General features: G+C 48.0%; 14 protein-coding genes. 11 read left to right on the top strand and 3 right to left on the bottom strand.

Annotated elements, in window-relative coordinates; translation table 11 throughout:
- Window positions 1-257: 257 nt before the first annotated feature.
- The gene (locus Q4Q49_RS04700; RefSeq protein ID WP_012197876.1) at window positions 258-1,616 is read left to right on the top strand and encodes an isochorismate synthase MenF; all 1,359 of its coding nucleotides are present in this window, start codon (window positions 258-260) and stop codon (window positions 1,614-1,616) included.
- A 21-nt stretch (window positions 1,617-1,637) separates the two neighbouring features.
- Here the strand turns inward: Q4Q49_RS04700 and Q4Q49_RS04695 are convergent, their stop codons facing one another.
- Entirely contained in the window at window positions 1,638-2,375 is a 738-nt protein-coding gene (locus tag Q4Q49_RS04695; protein WP_012197877.1) for an ABC transporter substrate-binding protein, read from the bottom strand.
- 215 nt (window positions 2,376-2,590) lie between these two features.
- On the opposite strand from Q4Q49_RS04695, the gene Q4Q49_RS04690 reads away from it, so the two are divergent.
- Both Q4Q49_RS04690 and Q4Q49_RS04685 read left to right on the top strand, forming a co-directional pair.
- Window positions 2,591-3,250: a 7-cyano-7-deazaguanine/7-aminomethyl-7-deazaguanine transporter gene (locus tag Q4Q49_RS04690; protein WP_106648874.1), complete on the top strand. Its 660-nt coding sequence runs from the start codon at window positions 2,591-2,593 to the stop codon at window positions 3,248-3,250.
- A gap of 100 nt (window positions 3,251-3,350) precedes the next feature.
- A complete protein-coding gene (locus Q4Q49_RS04685) occupies window positions 3,351-3,809 on the top strand; it encodes a GNAT family N-acetyltransferase (protein WP_107950016.1) in 459 nt (152 codons plus the stop codon).
- A 350-nt stretch (window positions 3,810-4,159) separates the two neighbouring features.
- On the opposite strand, the gene Q4Q49_RS04680 is transcribed toward Q4Q49_RS04685, so the two are convergent.
- Together Q4Q49_RS04680 and Q4Q49_RS04675 are read right to left on the bottom strand one after the other, a co-directional pair.
- Complete coding sequence (locus Q4Q49_RS04680) at window positions 4,160-6,313, bottom strand: cache domain-containing protein (RefSeq protein ID WP_311998743.1); 2,154 nt, start codon at window positions 6,311-6,313, stop codon at window positions 4,160-4,162.
- Between the two features lies 1 nt (window position 6,314).
- The gene (locus Q4Q49_RS04675; protein ID WP_220591535.1) at window positions 6,315-7,697 is read right to left on the bottom strand and encodes a sigma-54 dependent transcriptional regulator; all 1,383 of its coding nucleotides are present in this window, start codon (window positions 7,695-7,697) and stop codon (window positions 6,315-6,317) included.
- Between the two features lie 284 nt (window positions 7,698-7,981).
- Between Q4Q49_RS04675 and Q4Q49_RS04670 the strand changes: the two genes are divergently transcribed.
- The 8 genes from Q4Q49_RS04670 to mutM all read left to right on the top strand — a co-directional run bounded on the left by Q4Q49_RS04670 (window position 7,982) and on the right by mutM (window position 15,040).
- Window positions 7,982-8,806, top strand: coding sequence for a substrate-binding domain-containing protein (locus tag Q4Q49_RS04670; protein WP_226060134.1), 825 nt, complete (start codon window positions 7,982-7,984; stop codon window positions 8,804-8,806).
- Window positions 8,803-9,510: an ABC transporter permease gene (locus tag Q4Q49_RS04665; protein ID WP_311998742.1), complete on the top strand. Its 708-nt coding sequence runs from the start codon at window positions 8,803-8,805 to the stop codon at window positions 9,508-9,510. The genes Q4Q49_RS04670 and Q4Q49_RS04665 overlap by 4 nt, the downstream gene beginning before the upstream one ends.
- A gap of 3 nt (window positions 9,511-9,513) precedes the next feature.
- A complete protein-coding gene (locus tag Q4Q49_RS04660) occupies window positions 9,514-10,224 on the top strand; it encodes an ATP-binding cassette domain-containing protein (RefSeq protein WP_006084723.1) in 711 nt (236 codons plus the stop codon).
- Window positions 10,208-10,798: a molybdenum cofactor guanylyltransferase MobA gene (mobA, locus tag Q4Q49_RS04655; protein ID WP_311998741.1), complete on the top strand. Its 591-nt coding sequence runs from the start codon at window positions 10,208-10,210 to the stop codon at window positions 10,796-10,798. Before Q4Q49_RS04660 ends, mobA begins: the two co-directional genes overlap by 17 nt.
- Before the next feature lie 33 nt (window positions 10,799-10,831).
- On the top strand, window positions 10,832-12,643 hold the full coding sequence (locus tag Q4Q49_RS04650; RefSeq protein WP_311998740.1) for a bifunctional molybdopterin-guanine dinucleotide biosynthesis adaptor protein MobB/molybdopterin molybdotransferase MoeA: 1,812 nt from the start codon (window positions 10,832-10,834) through the stop codon (window positions 12,641-12,643).
- 16 nt (window positions 12,644-12,659) lie between these two features.
- Complete coding sequence (moaA, locus tag Q4Q49_RS04645) at window positions 12,660-13,643, top strand: GTP 3',8-cyclase MoaA (RefSeq protein WP_311998739.1); 984 nt, start codon at window positions 12,660-12,662, stop codon at window positions 13,641-13,643.
- Between the two features lie 90 nt (window positions 13,644-13,733).
- Entirely contained in the window at window positions 13,734-14,189 is a 456-nt protein-coding gene (locus tag Q4Q49_RS04640) for a hypothetical protein (protein WP_106648854.1), read from the top strand.
- A gap of 35 nt (window positions 14,190-14,224) precedes the next feature.
- Window positions 14,225-15,040: a bifunctional DNA-formamidopyrimidine glycosylase/DNA-(apurinic or apyrimidinic site) lyase gene (gene mutM / locus Q4Q49_RS04635; protein ID WP_311998738.1), complete on the top strand. Its 816-nt coding sequence runs from the start codon at window positions 14,225-14,227 to the stop codon at window positions 15,038-15,040.
- The last annotated feature ends 58 nt before the right edge of the window (window positions 15,041-15,098 follow it).

Here is a 15,098-nt window from a genome sequence, read left to right as displayed (position 1 = left end):
GACAAAAAGACCCACTCAAGTCACATTTTTTATCAGCGCAAAATGAGACTATGGCGAAAGTCACACGCTGGGGGCTTACATCTTGACACTCTCGACCTTGGCCTTTAATTTGAGCGAAAGATTCTTATTTACAGACTGAATCAACTAAAGGTAAATGACTTGAAAAAGAGTACATTAACCTGAGTCGAATTTATTAACGCTGACAGAGTGACCTTCAGCTTTCGCCTTTATCCCTTATCTTTACTTTGGAGTTCTATTTGCCCGCTCATGCCCTGTCTGAAGACCTTAAGTCTCTCATCGACAAACTCATTCAATTAAAGCAAGTTCCGCCGACGGAACCGATAGCGCAGTTGTCGCTTACAACTGTCGCTATGCCTTTAATTTCATGGTTGGCATCGCAGACACAATTTCCACGTATTTACTGGCATGGGCGTGACAGAATCGAAGAAGTCGCGGCGATTGGGGTATGTAAAGACTTCAAATTTGAAACCGGAATCAATGATCAGCAACTGGCCATGGCCTACCAAGAGCAGCGAGCCTTATCGACGAATCAGAATATTCGCTACTATGGCGGTGTTGCCTTCGATCGCACTATAGAGTCTTGGCCTGAGTTCGGTAATAGCCGCTTTATCCTGCCGCGCATTGAATTTAGACGCAGCGGTAGCAAGTTTAGTCTGTTAGTAAATCTTAATTTTGCCGAGAATGATCACCATAGCGAAATCGACAAGGCCATCGCCGCCATCGAAGCTGTGATGCCCGCTAAACCACTCTCACCACCGAAGAAAATCGTTCCTCTTGGCCGCAGTGACAAGCCCAATTTTGAACGCTGGAAAACCTTAGTCGAGCAAGTGGTGGATCCTAAGTTCAATCAAGATACCCCAAAAGTCGTGTTATCCCGCTTAACGCAACTTGAAGTCAACGAACCTATCGATCCTTGGATGGTGCTGGCTTGCTGGCAGGGACGTAATCCCAACAGCTTCCAATTTGGCTTCCAATTCAGTCCAGAACGCACCTTTATCTCTTGCTCACCAGAGCGTTTATTCCGCCGCCGTCAGCAGGAATTATTCACTGAGGCACTCGCAGGTACGACAGTTCGCGGCCTCAATCAAGAAGAAGATATTGCGCTGGCGAATGCCTTGCTAGAAGACAACAAAAATAGCGTTGAGAACCAACTCGTTCGCAGTCACATAGTGAATATGCTCACACCGCTGAGTAATTATGTTGGCGCCGATGAATTAGCGACCATCTTTAAACTGAATCATATTCAACATTTACATCGCGCAATTCGAGCCGAATTAAAACCGGGCGTGAATGATTTCCAACTGTTGCAAGCGCTGCATCCAACCCCTGCAGTGGGTGGCTTACCGCGGCATTCGGCATTGAACTTTATTCGTCAGCGTGAAGGTTATATTCGTGGCTGGTACGCTGGTGCCTGCGGTTATTTCAATAAATACGAGAGTGAGTTTTCAGTGGCAATCCGCAGTGCGTTGATCGAACCCGGTCGGATTAACCTATTTGCGGGGGCGGGAATTATTGCGGGTTCAGAGCCCGAAGCTGAGTGGCAAGAGCTTGAAAATAAACTCGCGACTATCATGTCGATTCTGTTCGAAATGTAATAAACCGAATAAATTTAAGGCCTATTCATCATCAGCCTTTCTTTTTTCAAGTATTTCAAGATAAAGCCTGTCCTGCTCTCCCGAATCGATTAAACGCTTATGTGCAAGGTCAAAATGTTGTTTCAGCATCTGGCCTTTTTCAGTGTTTGCAAAGGCAAAATAGGTTTCGGCCTTGAGTACGCCTTGAATAATCACAAAATTTTGTGGCGCCTTCAGCTTAGGCACATACATAAGCAAATTAGGTTTGTAATCCAACACGGCATCTATGCGTCCTGCGTTTAAGCTATTGAGCATAGTCAACATATCGCTGCTTTCTTCATAGTACATAGGTACAGGCGTCAGCATATTGTATCGATAGGCCAACATGGCCTGAACCCTTTTATGGGATAGACTTTCAAGCCCTGTCCAAGTCGCCGCTAACTCGGGGGTGACCGCTACATCGATAGAATCTACTTCAACCGTATTCTCAGTTAGCAGCGCCTTTTTAGTATCTCCCTTATAAACACTGAGGGTGATATCGGTACGATTGTGCTCAACAAGATATAAACTGCGGGCAAAGGGCATAAACTGCACCTTGAGTTGCCATTCTGGCTCGGGGAAAATCCGTTGGAGTAACTCGAAGTAGTAACCCGTTTCATCACGATTGGCAAAATCCTCCCACGAAGCCGTCGCCACATTGACAACTATCGGCTGGGCGGCATAGATGGATACAGGTAACATGGCTAAAAGTAAGCAAAAAATAGCAAAGAATCGTCTCATGGTTATCCTCCTTCGACGTACTCAAAGTGTAGAAGAGTTTTCATTCTATGCGTACATTTAAACAGCAGGCTTGCATCTTAAAACTCGGCCACTATAATGGCGACCCGATTTCGCCTCGCTGCGATCGGTAATGTTCGGTGATATTGTCGTAAACATAATAAATTGAAAATTAGCGGGTTCCCTCACCCCGCCCTACACAACTAAAAAGGCCACATATGTTAATGTTAACCACAGCGCAGCTTCGCCGCGCCTTATTCCTATTAGTAGGATTCCACATACTGATTATTTGCGTCAGCAACTACTTAGTACAATTGCCATTTCAGCTATTTGGTTACCACACAACTTGGGGCGCATTTAGCTTTCCATTCGTGTACTTAGCCACTGATCTCACGGTCCGTATTTTTGGCCAACAAGCCGCACGTAGCATCATACTCAAAGCTATGATTCCCGCTTTGATGATTTCCTACGTGATGGGAGTTGTGTTCCATCAAGGTAGCTTCCAAGGCGCTGACTCACTTGCAGAGTGGAATACCTTTGTGTTCCGAATCGCTTTCGCCAGCTTTGCCGCTTATTTGATTGGCCAGTTAATGGATATTAAGGTTTTTGCCCGTCTGCGAATGAGCCGCTCTTGGTGGGTCGCGCCTGCGGCATCGACCTTAGTGGGTAATCTGGTCGATACCTTAGTGTTTTTCAGCATCGCCTTTTACGCCTCTTCCGATAGCTTTATGGCGGCCAATTGGCCCGAAATCGCTACTGTCGATTACGGTTTTAAGCTGATCGTGAGCTTAGGTCTTTTCCTGCCTGCCTACGGGGTTTTGCTAAAAGTCTTACAAGACAAGATTTTGCGCACCAATCCGCAAGAGTCAATTTCCTGATTAACTCAACTGGCCAGACCTGTTATAATTTGACCAGTTAATAGCTCAGCCCTGCTCCTGTTAACGCGCGAGTGGGGCTGATTTTTTATGAGAGCAAGCAATGTATTCTATCGAAATAAAAGCAGAGTCAGGTTTGACTCCCGAGTTAACCACTCAGCTTATCCAACTTAGTCAACAAATCCCTGAACTCGATCGCCCCCTCACCAACGAAGTGCTAAATCAGCGCTTACAGGGCAAAAAGTGTTTGATCTTAGTTGCGTATGTGGAAGGTGAATTGGCAGGGTTTAAACTGGGTTACGAGCAAGAAGAGGCCATATTTTATAGTTGGTTAGGTGGCGTTGCCTCTGACTTTAGACGTTTAGGCTTAGCGCAGAGTCTACTCGAATATCAAGAAACCTGGGCATGCCGTCAAGGCTATAACCATATTCAGGTGAAAACGATGAACCGTTTCCCTGCGATGCTTAATTTGTTGATCAGTAATCAATATTTAATCACCGAGCTCAACGCCGATCCTAAAAGTTTAGTCGACCATAAACTGCATCTACGTAAGTCGATCTAAACTGTTAATGGATGAGAGCGAAACGATATTTGTAAAGATATGCACTTTTTTCAATAAATAGCTTGCAAACACAATTGAGAATGATTATCGTTAACGTGCGTTCCAAAACTCATCTTTAACAACGATGACTGGTAATCGACGTTGTTATGGAGCTCCTGAGTTTGCAAGCACGACATTGCTCACACACACTCTTTGTGGCCGGATTCATCATCCGGCTTTTTTTTTACCTAAAATTCGGTAATGCAAAGCCACATAAAGTAGAACCAACAACTGCAGCCATATTTTAAGGACAGGTAATCAATCGAATACAAGAAGCTGCCATATCTCACTCGGTAAAACTCATCGGTAAGCTAATCGGCAGACATGTCGCTGTAGTTGCCCGCAATATGTAAGCCCTCGTAGGGATTGTTTTGCTGATCTTCCTTCGCCTCATGGTACAAGCCTATGGTAAATAATGTGCCTTTACCTAAGGTTGAGCTCACTTCTATCGTGCCACCAATCCGCTTAATAATGCCGTAACTGAGCGAAAGCCCTAAACCAGTGCCATCCTTACGCGTGGTGTAAAAGGGGTCGAAAATCCGCCCTAGCTGCTCTGGTGCAATTCCAGAACCTTCATCTTCCACTTCGATTTTGACGCCAATCGGCATATCTTGCTGCACCCAGTCATAGGTTCGCACCCAAATCCGTCCTTTACCGTCCATCGCATGCGCCGCGTTTACCACCAGATTAATCAAGACTTGCAGCAGCTGCGGTCGATTAACCTGCACTGGACAACTGGCGCTTAACTCAGTGATCAAAACCACTTCTTGTTTCTGAATCGAATGCCGCACTAACACCAACATTTCTTCAATAATGGGGGTAATCGGATGCATTTCTAGCGGGGCGTTAAATTCGCCCGGACGACTGTACTGCAGCAGACTGCGGATAATAGTACTGATCCGTCCAACCTGTTGGATCACGAGATCAATTTCTTCTTTTACCACTTCAGCATTATCACCAAGTTCGTAGCGCAGTAACTCCATGTTGCCGAGGATAACGGCGGTCGGATTATTGATTTCGTGGGCAATACCTGCGGTTAATTCACCGAGTGCGGTGAGCTTCTCGTTAGTGACGAGCTGTTGACGCGTTTCATTCAGTAATGCCACGTTACGTTGCAACTCTAAAGTTTTGTCCTGCAAGCTGCGGGTACGCTCTTCGACCTTCATTTCAAGCTGCTCTGCCGCCGCTTGGATCTGGGCATTTCGGCGCTGCAGCAGATCGAGCATACTGTCGAACTGCTCGGCCAAGTTCGATAACTCGTTATCCCTATCTAACCCTAAAGCGCCGATACGAATATTACGCCCCGACTGTACTGCTTGCACAACATGGTGGATACGCTCGATCGGCTGCAACAAGCTATAGGCGCCGCGATAAACCAGCAAGCCCGACACCAGCAGCACCAACATTAGAATCGTGCCTAGCTCTATGATATTTAATAAATAATTATGGATAAAAGGCGACTCAGAAAAACCCGTATAGATCATGCCAACACGCTGGCCGCGAATATCTTCCAAGGGAGCATAAGCGGATATAAACCAATCATTAAACACAAAAGCGCGGTCGACCCATTGCTCGCCTTGGGTTAACACTTTTTCCTTAACTTCCTCCGACACTAAACTGCCCAGCGCGCGACCTTGCGTCTCGTTGCCCGTGGGATAGAAGTGCAATGGCACGTTAGTGGAGATACGGATGTTATCTAAGAAGATGGTCACAGTGCCAATGGAGCGCTCGGGCAAGGTGCCCTTGTCGTACACCAAATCACGAATGTGGTCGACAATCCGCGTGTCACGATTGAACAGGATGCCGCCATCCAGATACCAAGCCACTTTACCTTGCATATCAGGCACGGGTAGCAGACTACGGCTTAATAAACCGCGTTCTTCAACGGTTTTAGTCGGGCTCTGTGCCCGCAAGGTCGCGACAATCGGGATGCTCGCAGTGACCGCTAATTCTGGGTCGATGCGCGCTAAACGTTCGGGCGGTAGCACCATCAAGCCGGAATAAGGTAATAAACCATTTATCTTTGGGAGGATCTGACGTAAATCTGGGTCTGCGGCCGCTTCGGCAACAGTGACGAGACGCAAATAATCGAGGTTAAGCTGTTTTTTCTGTTCGAGGAGAAATACATCAAGACTGGCTCTGTGTACTACTTCGCCAGTTAATGCTTTACCACTGAAAAGTGGCCTGAAATCATTTTGAAACGTCCAAGACGTCACCACACGTTCGAGTTGTTTTTCTTGGCGTACTTGCACTTGCTGCAAGGTATTCTCGGCAACAGATAAGTCAGCTTTAACCTTCATAAACAGCTGCTTACCTGTATAACTGATATTCCAGTAAATAGTGATAAACACTAAACTCACCAGTGTCAGTAGAATAGGCAATAACGTCAGGATTAATATGCGATAGCGCACCTTGGCCTGCATTTGCTGCCAACTGACACCAAAAAAGTGAGTGAAGAATGACACCCTATGACTCCTGTTCGCCGCTGAACTCAAACCACTCTTTATACTTGCGATCTAAGGTCTTACGCGAAACACCTAAATCCCTCGCCGCGGCAGACTTATTGCCCGAATGTAAATCCACCACGCTAGTCACATGGTGTTTTTCAACTTCTTTTAATGGCCAATCCAATGGGTAACCCGATGTCGAGGAAGAGTCACTCTTGAGTTGTTGTTTCCAATATTCCGCAGGTGGCTTGCCCAGTAAAATACAGCGCTCAATCATATTGCGCAGCTCACGAATATTGCCCGGCCACTCATGTTGTTGCAGCTTCACCATGTCCTCATGGCTCCACACGACTTCTCTTACCCCTAATTCAGCCGCGAGTTGGCGGGTAAAGTGATGGGTTAACTCAACCACATCTTCGGGTCTGTCCCGTAATGGCGGGATTAAAATATCGAGCACATTCAGTCGATAATATAAGTCACGGCGGAAATTCCCCGCATCCACTTCATCAATCAAAGTGCGGTTGGTGGCCGCGATCACTCGCACATCAATGTTCACTTCTTTCTCGCTGCCCACTGGGCGAATCGCTTTTTGCTCTAACACTCTGAGCAATGCCGTTTGCATTTTCAGTGGCATTTCGCCAATTTCATCGAGGAAAATCGTCCCGCCCGAGGCAAAACTGAATAAACCTTCACGATTACCTTTGGCGCCAGTAAATGCGCCAGCGGTATGACCAAACAGTTCACTTTCGAGTAATTCAGGGGCGATAGAGCCACAGTTAACTGGGACAAAAGGTCCCTGACGTCCACTGAGTAAATGTAGTTGGCGTGCAACTAATTCCTTACCCGTACCCGACTCACCTTGGATCAGCACCACGGCATTGGTCGGCGCCACACGTTCGATAATATGTTTCACCGACTTCATGGCCTCACTGCTGCCAATTATGGTCGATGAGTAACCGATTGAAACCTCACGGCGCAACATCAAATTCTCGCGTTTAAGCAGGCGACGTTCGATACAACGATCGACCGCTGTCATCATCTGCTCAAGGTGGAAAGGTTTCATGATGAAGTCAGACGCACCCGCGCGCAGCGCGGTAATCGCCACTTCCATGTCAGCATAGCCAGTCATAAAAATGATGTCCGAACGACGACCCTGCTCATCCAACGCTTCATGCCATTCGATACCTGAGCGGCCTGGCAGGCGAATGTCGACGATCAGTAAATCGAAATGGCAGCGGCTACGGAGCTGCTCCGCATCTTCAATACTGCCTGCTGTTTCGACTAAGGCGAATTTCTTCGAGAGTGCCTTATTTAAAAAACTGCGCATTCCGGGTTCATCATCAACAATCAGTACCGATACTGCCGATGGAAGAGGCTTGAGGTTATTATCTATCTGGCTCATATTGTCTGCTTCTGGACATTTTGACTCATTTGCGACCAATTCTAGCACTGAAAATAGATGAATAGGTCACTATGAACCACAGGAAGTAGGTGCTGAGACAATTTGTCTGTAGAGTATTTGTTAAGCTTGGGATCAAGCTCACAAATTAGGTTAAGCTGTGAAGAAAATGACCGCATTCTCAGCTTGGCATCTAATTTGCTTTCAACCGAACGTATTACAATTTACGAGACCTTCCACTCAGTAGGCATTTGAGTTGGAATCCTATTTTTCGCCAAGGAGTACCCATGCTAAACATGAAATCTCATATTAAGTCACTACTGGGCCTGGTTGTTGCAGCCAGTATGTTCACCGTTTTACCCGCTCACTCGACTGAAGTTATCAAGTTAGCCACGACCACCAGCACTGAAAACTCAGGCCTATTAAAAGAACTGTTACCTAAGTTTGAAAGTGAATCTGGCTACAAGGTTCAAGTTATCGCCACTGGTACAGGCAAAGCCCTGAAACTGGGTGAGCAAGGTGACGTGGATTTAGTTATGACTCATGCGCCAAGTGCCGAAGCTAAATTCGTCGCCGACGGTTTTGGTGTTGAGCCCCGTGGCATCATGGAAAATGATTTCGTGGTACTGGGCCCTAAAAATGACCCAGCAAAAATCCGTGACAGCAAAAATGCCGAAGAAGCTTTCGCGAAAATTGCCAAATCAGGCGTACCTTTTATCTCCCGTGGTGACAATTCAGGCACTCACATCAAAGAGTTAGAAGTATGGAAAGCGGCAAGTGTGACACCCGATTTCAAAGGTTACACTTCAGTAGGTCAAGGCATGGGCAAAACCCTGCTAATGGCAAACGAAATGCAAGGTTATACTCTGTCTGACCGTGGTACTTTTGTAGCTTACAAAACTAAGCTAGATCTTGGTGTTGATTTCGATGGCGGCAAAACCTTAGCCAACCCATACCAAGTTATCCTGATCAACTCTGCTAAGTACCCAGATCTAAACCACAAAGGCGCTAAAGCGTTCAGTGACTGGTTGATCAGCAAAAAAGGTCAAAGCATGATCAATAACTTCAAAGTTGATGGCGAGCAATTGTTCAAGGCAACTTATAGCGAATGAGCGACGGCTGGCTAGCACTATTACTGCAGGCGTTAAGCCTGCTGTTTTCTTTAGACCCCGACGTTTGGTCCATCATTTCGATCTCGTTTTCGGTATCTTTCGCGGCGCTGCTCATCACGCTGGTGCCTTCTATGGTACTCGGCTTTGTGCTGGCGTTTGCGCCATTTCGCGGCAAATGGATAGTCACTAACTTAGTTCAAACTCTGCAATCTATCCCCACTGTGGTTATCGGTCTGCTGGTCTATTTACTGCTCACCCGCAATGGTCCACTGGGCGATCTAAAATGGTTATTCACCCAAGAAGGCATGATCCTCGGGCAAATGTTGATCTGCGCGCCCGTACTGATTGCGATGAGCCAAGCCGCCTTTACTAGCGTTGACCGTAGAGCATGGGAAACCTCACGCACTTTAGGTGCCTCTTGGTGCCGCGCAGTGTGGACAGTCTGCCGCGAGCTACGTATGCCCTTACTGCTGGCGATTGTCGCGGCGTTTAGTCGTATTCTGACCGAAGTGGGTTGTTCTATGATGGTCGGCGGTAATATTTTAAACGTAACCCGTAACATACCCACAGCTATCGCACTCGAAACCAGCAAAGGCGACTTCGCCCAAGCTATCGCCCTCGGGCTAGTGCTGCTAATCTTGGCCTTGATCCTCAACTTTGCCCTCGGTGGTTTACGCGGCAAAGCCATGCCAAGGAGCCATTAAGTAATGACTAAGGTCAAACTGATCGCCCGTGACTTAGAGATGTCCTTTGGTGCGCGCCTGTTATTCAAGGCCGACGCATTAGCGCTCTGCCAAGGGGATGTGATTTATCTGCAAGGCGACAACGGCACAGGTAAATCGACCTTGATGAAAATTCTTGCGGGCTTGATGGCGCCAACTAAGGGTAAAATTGAGACTGTGGGTTTTGCCAAAAATGCTTGGTGGCGACGCAATCCCTTATTAGGCAAAGCCGTTTATCTGCACCAACATCCTTATTTGTTCGACGGCACAGTGGAATATAATCTCACCTATGGGCTGAATTTCAGTTCAGAGACAAAAGCCAAGGCGAAACAACGTATTACTCAAGCGATTGAGATGGCGCAGCTAGGGTCGCTGCTACACGCTAGAGCCAGTAATCTCTCTGGCGGCGAAAGACAACGGCTCGCCATTGCGCGCGCTTGGATCCTACAACCTAAACTGTTAATGCTCGACGAACCGACCTCCAATATGGACAAGGATTCCCAAGAGCTAGTATTAAAAATGATCCAACAACTCAAACACGAAGGCACTGGTATGTTGTTGAGTAGTCATCAGAATTGCGCGTTAACCTCCATCTGCGAACAGCAATGGCACATAGAAGGTGAACGAGTGACGACCTCTTATCAACACCCAGAATCTTTGCCAGCACAGGAGTCTTTATATGTCATCGCAAATTGATGCCGTTATTCTCGCCGGTGGCATGGCGCGTCGCATGGGCGGCGACGATAAAGGTCTCGTCGAATTAAACGGCGAAGCCATGATTAAGCACACAATAGACAGAATAAAACCTCAGGTTAAGGAGATCCTGATCAACGCAAATCGCAACCAAACACGTTATGCTGAGTTCGGTTTTAAGGTGATAAGCGATGAACATACTGGTTTCCTCGGCCCTTTGGCGGGAATGATCACCGCAATGGGCCAAACGGATGCAGACTACTTATTGGTGGTGCCCTGCGACTGCCCACTGCTACCAACCGACCTTGTGCCGCGTATGTTGGCAGCGATTAAGGCTGAAGATGCGGAGATCGCCGTCGCCAGTGACGGTGAATATGAGCAACCCGTCGTCTTACTGTTAAAACCCAGCTTACGTAACTCGATGAAAGCGTTTCTTGAGGCGGGTGAGCGTAAAGTGGACTTTTGGTATGCCAAGCATCACTTTGTTGTGGAGTCTTTCGCCGACCAGCCCAATGCCTTTGTAAATGTGAATACGCCAGAACAAAAACAAAGACTGGCCATGGAAATTACCAAATAGCTAAGGCTCCAATAACCCAAATTAGAGGTGCAAATGAGTAACCCCTTCGTCAATCCGCTATCTATTCCCGTTCTCGGATTTTGTGCCTACAGTGGCACGGGGAAAACCACCTTACTCAAGCAATTGATCCCCGAATTAAATCAACGTGGTCTGCGCTTAGCCGTGATCAAACATGCGCACCATAATTTCGACGTAGATATTCCCGGCAAAGACAGTTACGAAATGCGTAAAGCGGGTGCGCGGCAAATGCTGGTCGCCTCCCACGTACGCTGGGCGCTGATGACAGAAGATGCACGCGATGGCGATCCTGAGTTAGTCCATTTGCTCAAGCAAATCGAAGCCGACAAAGTCGATATCGTCCTTGTCGAAGGCTTTAAAAAACTCGCCTTACCTAAAATTGAATTGCACCGCGCCGCCCACGGCAAACCTTTTATCTACACCCAAGATGAAAATATCCTCGCCATCGCCTGTTGCGATGACACTCAGCTGCCAAGCGACGCACTTCCAAGTGAGCTACACCGACTCGATCTCAACAATGTCAGCCAAATTGCCGACTTTGTCATTGAGTACGCCCAAAACTGGGAGGCGCCACTCCAATACCCGATTTCAGCCGTAGATGCCTGCGCCATAGGCGACAACAAAAACCTCAGCGTCAGCCAAGGTTTAGCGCAGATTTTATCCCATGTTTCCCCCGTGGCAGAAGTCGAAGAGATTGACTTAGACGCCTTAGATAACCGCGTACTGGCCAGCGACAGTATTTCTCCCGTCAACGTGCCGCAACAAACCAATTCGGCGATGGATGGCTACGCCTTTGTCTATCAAGACCCCATGCCTGCCACCTTAAAACGGGTAGGTGAGGTCCTTGCCGGTCATCAATATTCGGGCACGCTTAACGTCGGCGAAACCGTGCGAATCATGACGGGCGCGACTGTGCCCGTGGGTGCCGATACTGTGCAGCCCCGTGAACTAGCGAAAGAAGTCGACGGCAATGTTAGCTTCGACGGCCGTATTCTGGCTGGTCAACACGTTCGCCTCGCGGGAGAAGATATCGCCCAAGGCCAAGTTGCCCTCGCCAAAGCCACTCGCCTAAGCGCCGCCGAACAAGGTTTACTGGCTTCACTTGGGCTCAATCGTTTGAATGTTTATCGCCGCCCAACCGTTGCCGTCTTCTCCACCGGCGATGAAGTGAGCCAACCTGGCGAAGCACTCAAAGCCAGCTGCATCTATGACTCAAACCGCTTTACCATCAAAGCGATGGCGAAACGTCTTGGTTGTGATGTTATCGATTTAGGCATTATCGAAGATTCTGAAACCGCCCTCGAAGCGACGCTCGCTAAAGCCGCCACCCTTGCAGATGTTGTCATTAGCTCTGGCGGCGTGTCAGTCGGTGATGCAGATTACATTAAAACCGTACTGGCCCGCTTAGGCAAAATCGATTTCTGGCGAATTAGCATGCGTCCAGGTCGACCACTCGCCTTTGGCAAAATCGGTGATAGCTTATTCTTCGGGCTGCCGGGCAACCCAGTGGCGGTAATGGTCACTTTCCTGCAGTTTGTGCAGCCCGCTTTACGTAAATTGGCGGGTGAAGTGAACTGGCAAGCGCAGCTATTCCCTGCAATAAGCGATGAAACTCTGCGAAGTCGCCAAGGCCGCACCGAATTTATTCGCGGGATTTATCAGCTTGGCAAAGATGGACGCCTGCACGTGAGTAGCACGGGCAACCAAGGTTCCGGGATGTTAAGTTCAATGGTCAAAGGGAATTGTCTCATCATCATAGGCGATGATGCAGAAGCCGTGAATGCAGGTGAAACTGTGTTTATTCAACCCTTTGCGGATCTGCTTTAAGATCCAGTGAGTTTTTATGAGTCTAATGGTGGATTCCTTTGGCCGTAAGGTCGAATATTTACGGCTCTCAGTCACCGACCGCTGCGACTTTCGCTGTGTCTATTGCATGACGGAAGATCCCTGTTTTCTGCCAAAGGACCACGTACTCCACCTCGAAGAATTAGCTTGGATTGCCCAAGCCTTTACCGAGCTCGGTGTGACTAAAATTCGCCTGACTGGCGGCGAGCCCTTAGTTCGCACCGATTGCGATCAGCTAGTGAGTCTGCTTGGCAAACTGCCTGGGCTGACAGATTTGTCCATGACCACCAATGGTTCAAGGCTGACAAAATTCGCTAAGCCCATGTTTGCTGCAGGATTAAAGCGCCTCAATATCAGCCTAGATACCTTAAACCCCACATTGTTTACCCAGTTAACACGTAACGGCAAGTTAGACAGAGTCATCGACGGTATCGATGCCGCCATTGCGGCGGGCTTTGAACGTATCAAGATTAATGCGGTGATTTTAAAACAACAGAACGATAATGAAGTCATTGATTTAGTTGATTTCTGCCGTGACCGCCGTTTAGACATCGCCTTTATCGAAGAGATGCCACTTGGCGAAATGGATGAGCGTAAACGCGCCCGTCATTGCAGCAGCGATGAAGTCAAAGCCATCATAGAAAGCCACTATCCGCTGCAGCTATCTAACAAACGTACTGGCGGCCCAGCGCGGTATTACACTATGGCCGACAGCCCAATCCATATCGGTTTTATCTCACCCCACAGCCACAACTTCTGCCACGAATGCAATCGAGTACGCGTCACAGTCGAAGGCCAATTATTGCTGTGTTTGGGCAATGAGCATGCTGTTGATCTCAAAAGCATAGTCAGGGAATTTCCCGCAGATATTGAGAGACTTAAAGCCGCTATTCTCGCGGGCATTAACCTCAAGCCTAAGCAACACGACTTTGGCAATAATCAGGTACAAATCCTACGTTTTATGAACGCCACTGGCGGTTAAGCATCACCCCTCAATCGCTTAAGGGCTAGCATCTCAATTTGGCCGTGATAAACTCGAAGCATCACCCCATACTTAGCGTCACACATTTCTATGGCCTTAACTCGTAAGCAATGGAATAACGTCATTATTGTCGCCTGCGTCTTTATGGTCGCCGTGCTGACTTATATGGATAACAAGACCAATAATGTTCCGAGTGATGCTCAGCTGTTATTTGACGATAATGCGCCGCTTTCACAGCTGCAACTCGATGGAATGTGGCTGCACAAGCAAGCATCACAATGGGAGTGCGACACTAAAGTTCTCAACTGTGATGAATGGGCAAAGGCGTGGCAAACCATACGGGTGTCTCCCTTAACGGCGGCACCAGAAACCACAGATAATCCACAAGAATTAGTCATCCAGATTGCAGATATCCGCGATGCTCAGCTGTGGATCTATTTCCCCAATGAAGGCGCGTTAAAGTCACCCGCTGGCAATTGGTATTTAGTGCCTCCGAGTTTACGAGCTAAACTACAACCGATCCTCGATGCGAAACCCGCAGCTTAATGCCGCCCCATTTTACTTAAGATAAGAAAGAATCCATGCCGGAATTACCAGAAGTTGAAGTCACCCGTCAGGGTATTGCACCCTTCCTTGTCGAGCAAACCGTGGTTGATCTTGTGATCCGCAATGGTTCGCTGCGCTGGCCAGTACCTGACATCGCCAAACAAATTATCGGCCAAGTCATACGCCAAGTGCGTCGCCGTGCTAAGTACCTGTTAATCGACACTGATGCGGGCACTAGCATAGTGCATTTAGGCATGTCGGGGAGTTTACGGATTTTGCCCCACGATACCCCAGTGGAAAAACATGACCATATAGACTTAGTGCTCGCCAACGGCCGTATTTTACGTTTTAACGATCCTAGACGTTTCGGTGCTTGGCTATGGTGTGAACTCCCAGAAGAAGCCCATCCATTACTCGCCAAACTGGGGCCAGAGCCGCTGACCAATGCTTTTAATGTCACACAATTAGCGGCAGCTTTAGCGGGCAAGAAAAAGGCCATCAAACTCTGCCTGATGGATAATCATATCGTGGTGGGAGTGGGTAATATTTACGCCAATGAAGCCCTGTTTGCGGCGGGCATTCATCCTGAAGCCGAGGCAGGTAAAATCGATATCGAGCGCTTGACCGTTTTAGTCGCCGAAGTGAAGCAAATCTTAGCCCACGCCATTAAGCAAGGCGGCACTACGTTGAAAGACTTTACCAATGCCGATGGCAAGCCGGGCTACTTCGCCCAAAAGCTGCATGTCTATGGTCGCGGCGGTGAAACCTGCACCAGCTGCGGTAACCTACTGAGTGAGATCCGTTTAGGCCAACGCACCACAGTATTCTGTGGCATTTGCCAGACACGCTAACTATCACATTATTTATAAGCAAAATGCCAAGTATTGGCTTGGCATTATTGTTGTCATT

Origin of the sequence: Shewanella sp. SP1S1-7 (assembly GCF_031932105.1) — a bacterium.
In the GTDB taxonomy this organism is placed as follows: Bacteria; Pseudomonadota; Gammaproteobacteria; order Enterobacterales; family Shewanellaceae; genus Shewanella; species Shewanella baltica.
The sequence above is the reverse complement of the archived record's forward strand: the minus strand, read 5'-3'. Positions and strand labels throughout refer to the sequence as shown.